The organism is Nostoc sp. CHAB 5715 (assembly GCF_020829685.1).
Classification (GTDB): domain Bacteria; phylum Cyanobacteriota; class Cyanobacteriia; order Cyanobacteriales; family Nostocaceae; genus Nostoc.
Genome location: NZ_JAIVFR010000688.1, coordinates 1 through 4,228, shown reverse-complemented (window position 1 = coordinate 4,228; position 4,228 = coordinate 1). Strand labels below are relative to the sequence as shown.

General features: G+C 42.2%; 1 protein-coding gene and 1 pseudogene. Both read left to right on the top strand.

What is annotated here, in order from left to right; translation table 11 throughout:
• Positions 1 to 397, top strand: a pseudogene (locus LC574_RS29075) (hypothetical protein); the annotation flags it as partial.
• Between the two features lie 186 nt (positions 398 to 583).
• Positions 584 to 4,195, top strand: coding sequence for a CHAT domain-containing protein (locus LC574_RS29070; protein ID WP_229457101.1), 3,612 nt, complete (start codon positions 584 to 586; stop codon positions 4,193 to 4,195).
• Positions 4,196 to 4,228 lie beyond the last annotated feature (33 nt).

The window sequence follows — 4,228 nt, the reverse complement described above, 5'->3', positions numbered from 1 at the left end:
CGATAATGAAATAGCTGCACGGTTAGTGCAACTGGGTGAGTTGGACATCGGAGAAATCGGAGATGTTGCCTATAGTATCGGGATGCAGTTGTTAACACGCAATCAAGGCGAACCAATTTGGGAATATGAAGGGCCAGATGCTTTTAGTACAATACCATCTGAGCCAACTGCCCCCATATCAGAGTCAGTAGATACCCCAGAGAACCCCCCAGAGGGAGAATACCAAACTGTCACCCTAGAAGAGTTGTTTGTGATGTTGCAGCAGGATGAAAACTTACGCCAGCAAATTGCTCAACAGCTTGCCATTGAGACAGATGATCCAGAAGTGCTTGTCCAGGCATTGATCAATCAATTATATCCTGCCGGTCAATCGACTACAGAGCAAGCAGAAAATTAACCACTTGGCATCAAGAGTCGATGGCAATTGTAACGTTGTAATACTCTACTCTTGAAGTTTTGTATATTTTTTGCTAATCTGCGACGGAAGCCCTGTCCCGATCTAATGGATTTTTACGTAATTGATGATTTTTTTTAACACAACGATGGCTACAATCTAGAAAAAGAAAATCCAATAGTGTGGCAGATGCTCAGGCGGATATCGCAGTCGCTTAGAAGGTTTTTAAAGCGCCTCATTGCAAGTAAGCAGGCTAGTTCTCTCAAGGATGCAAGAGGACATAATCTGGTGGAGATGCTACCAGAACTAACCAATGCGGATCTGGAACAATTGTTTATCCAATTGTTAGAAGGCGTGCATCAAGCACGAGGACGACAGTGGGCATTGAGGTATCTGCAACGGGTAGAAAATCGCATTCCGGCTGAACGCTGGATAGATTGGTTGGTGATGTTTGGCGAAAGCTTGCTAGCTTCACCGACACCGAATCCTCTTTTAGCAACAAAGATGGTGCAATTGGGGGAACTTGGTGTTGGCAGAATTGGAGATGTTGCTTATGACATTGGCATCCGGCTGATGCAAAACTCACGTTCACAGATAGAGGATGAGGAGAATTATTCAGAAGAGGGCTTAGAAATTACTCCTGGAGAAGAACTGATCGGCAATTTAGGCGAACAGTTATGGGAGTATGATGAGCGAAATGTAATAGAAACTACTCCAGGGCTTGAACTGATCCGCAATTTAGGCGAACAGTTATGGGAGTATGATGAGCCAGATGTGATAGAAATCACAACCAATGAAGAAATTATCCCAACTTCACCTGGGCAAGAGTTAATCCGCAACTTAGGTGAGCAATTATGGGAATATGATGAGCCAGATGTTGAACCAATAACGTCAGCGGAAAATACCTCTTTTGAGGAAACTTTCACCGAGAATTTAGAGGAACTGGTATTGGAGTATGGAAGGGAAGATTCCCAAACCACAATACCTGAAAATTTCCCTCTCCCCGCAGCAGAAGATTCAATCACCTCATTAGCCCAACTGAGGTTCGATGATGAAGTTATTCAAAGTACAACAGGAGCAAATCTCCTTTCTACTAGACAAAGAAGTGAATTAATAACTTCTCCCTCAGTGGAAACTTGGGATAACACTTTGACCAATTTAGAGCCAAATGTGGCTAATACATTAGATGAGTTGTGGGTGAGATTGGATCAAAGTACCAATTTAGTCCAGCAACTTGCTTCTAATTTGGCAGTTCAAAACAGCAATTCCCCTGGTATAATTGAGCGACATGGCGATGATCCTGTAACTCAGGCTCAAGGGTGGTTTTACCAAGGTCTAAGCCAAGCGAAAACAGGCGATTTGTTAGGCGCGATCGCATCTTATGACAAAGCCATTGAACTTCAACCAGAATTCTCAGAGTATTGGTTTAACCGAGGCTTGACGCTGTTCCATTTAGAACGTTTTGATGAAGCGATCGCATCTTACGAAACCGCCACACAACTGAAACCCGACTTCTACAAAGCTTGGTACAACCGGGGTGGAACTCTCGGAGAATTAGGATATTTTGAAGAAGCGATCGCTTCTTTTGACAAAGCCATAGATATCAAGCCAGACTACCAAGAAGCTTGGTCTAGCAAGGGTTTGGCACTGCTGAAGTTAGGTTGGCTACCCGAAGCTATTTCTAGTTATGACCAAGCGCTACATTTGGAACCAGAAGACCAAGAAAACTGGTATCACCGTGGCATAGCCCTAGCTGTCGGCGAACAATTTACAGAAGCGATTATATCTTACGACAAAGCGCTAGAAATTAACCCAGAGTATCACGAAGTTTGGATAGACCGAGGTGTAGTGCTGTTTAATTTAGGAAGATGGTCAGAAGCGATCGCCTCCTGGGATAAAGCACTGTCAGTTCAATCCGACTTCTACTTAGCTTGGTACAACCGGGGTATAGCGTTAGACAACTTAGGACGTAGACAAGAAGCGATCGCTTCCTATCAACAAACGATCGCTATTAAACCCGACTTCCACTTAGCTTGGTATAATCAGGCAGTAGCATTGTTTTATTTAGAACAATTTGCCGAAGCGATCGCTTGTTATGACAACGCTTTGCAAATTAAACAAGATTATTGGGAAGCTTGGATTGGTCGGGGAACTGCGATCGGTAATTTAGTTAATGCTGAGGCATTGCAGATTTCGAGTAGTATAACAGCGAGAAATCCCGGCTTACAACAGGGCGGCTACGAAGGGAAATTAGCCAGCTACGAAGAAGGGTTAAAGCATCTGCGGACAGATACCCATCCAGAAGGTTGGGGTAGATTGCATTTTGCGATCGCTAATACTTATTACGATCAAGGCAAAAAAAATACTAATCCCCGCGATTATTGGCGCAAAGCCGCATCTGAATATCATCAGGCGCTGTTAACCCTCACACTAGAATATTTTCCCCAGTTGCACCTAGAGGTTTTACAATCTCTAAGCAAAGTGCTGATGGGTTTGGGACAAACAACACAAGTTCAAGAATTGCTGCAACGCGGTACAGATTTATTGCGACAATTACTCAGTGAAGAAACTCGCTCATACGAAAGTAAAAAACAGTTAGCCCTGAAATTTGCAGGCTTTGACCAATTAGCAGTTGATTTAGCCGTAGAGTCCGGTGATTTAGTTGAAGCCTGGGAAATTGCCGAACAAGGCAAAAATGCTTGTTTAAACTGGCTGCTTTATGACTGGAATGATAATATTTACTCGCCTTATTATGGCGCAATTCAACAACTATTCAATCCCACAACAGCAATTATTTACTGGCATATTAGTCCAGTCGCCTTACACACATTTATTCTCAAAGACCAAGCACCATCACCGATCCTCCTATTTACACCCATGCAAGATACTGGGGCAATACCTTTAGGAGAAGACGCTATTCGTCTAAATGAATTACCCCTACCCGAAGCAGTACAACGCCTAATTGAATTTGAAACTTGGCTAGAAGATTGGCATCAACAATACCAAGAATATCGTACCACGGCCCAAGACAAAGAAAGTAAAAGCCAGCATTCTTGGCGAGTTGATATGGAACAGAAGCTGTTGCAACTGTATGAAATTCTGAATATTTCCACAATTGCACAAGAACTCGAAGGTATCAGCCAACTGGTTTTAATTCCTCACCGTGACTTGTACAGATTGCCCATTCATACCCTTTTCCATCTTCCTTCTCCATCGCCGGAAGAATTGCCGAATGTGGAATCAAATTTCAGCGTTACCTATCTACCTAGTGCCCAAATAGGTTTATCAATAAGAACTGAAGATATCTGGCAATGGCAAAATAAATTATTGCTCAGTATTGAACATCCAGAGAATACAGGTTATCCCACACTGAAATTTGCCAAACTTGAGTCGGAAGTTGTTAGCCAGATGTTCAATAATATCCAACGAGTTCAGGGTTTAGAAGCCACGAAAAATATTGTTGAAAACGCCTTATTTGATAATTACAACATATTACATTTTACAGGTCATGTCACTAATAATTTAATTGAACCCAAAAAGTCAGAATTAGCATTAGCTGGTGAAGACAAACTTACTCTAGATGAAATCTGCCAACAAAATCTAGCAAGTTACAATCTTATTACCCTCTCCGCTTGTGAAAATTTAACTACTAGCAACCACACTATCAGCAGCGAATATGTAAGTTTAGTGACTGGTTTTGTGAGTCAAGGCGTTCCTCATGTAGTGAGTACTTTCTGGAGTGTAGAATCTTCGGCTAGTGCCTTGGTAATGATAGAGTTTTACCGACGATTAAATTATTAGTGACATGACCTGTAAAATGTAATATGTTGTAAT

What these genes read in the sequence shown, in the direction of transcription:
- LC574_RS29070 (WP_229457101.1), top strand. Translation starts at nt 584, where the DNA reads ATGCTCAGGCGGATATCGCAGTCGCTTAGAAGGTTTTTAAAGCGCCTC.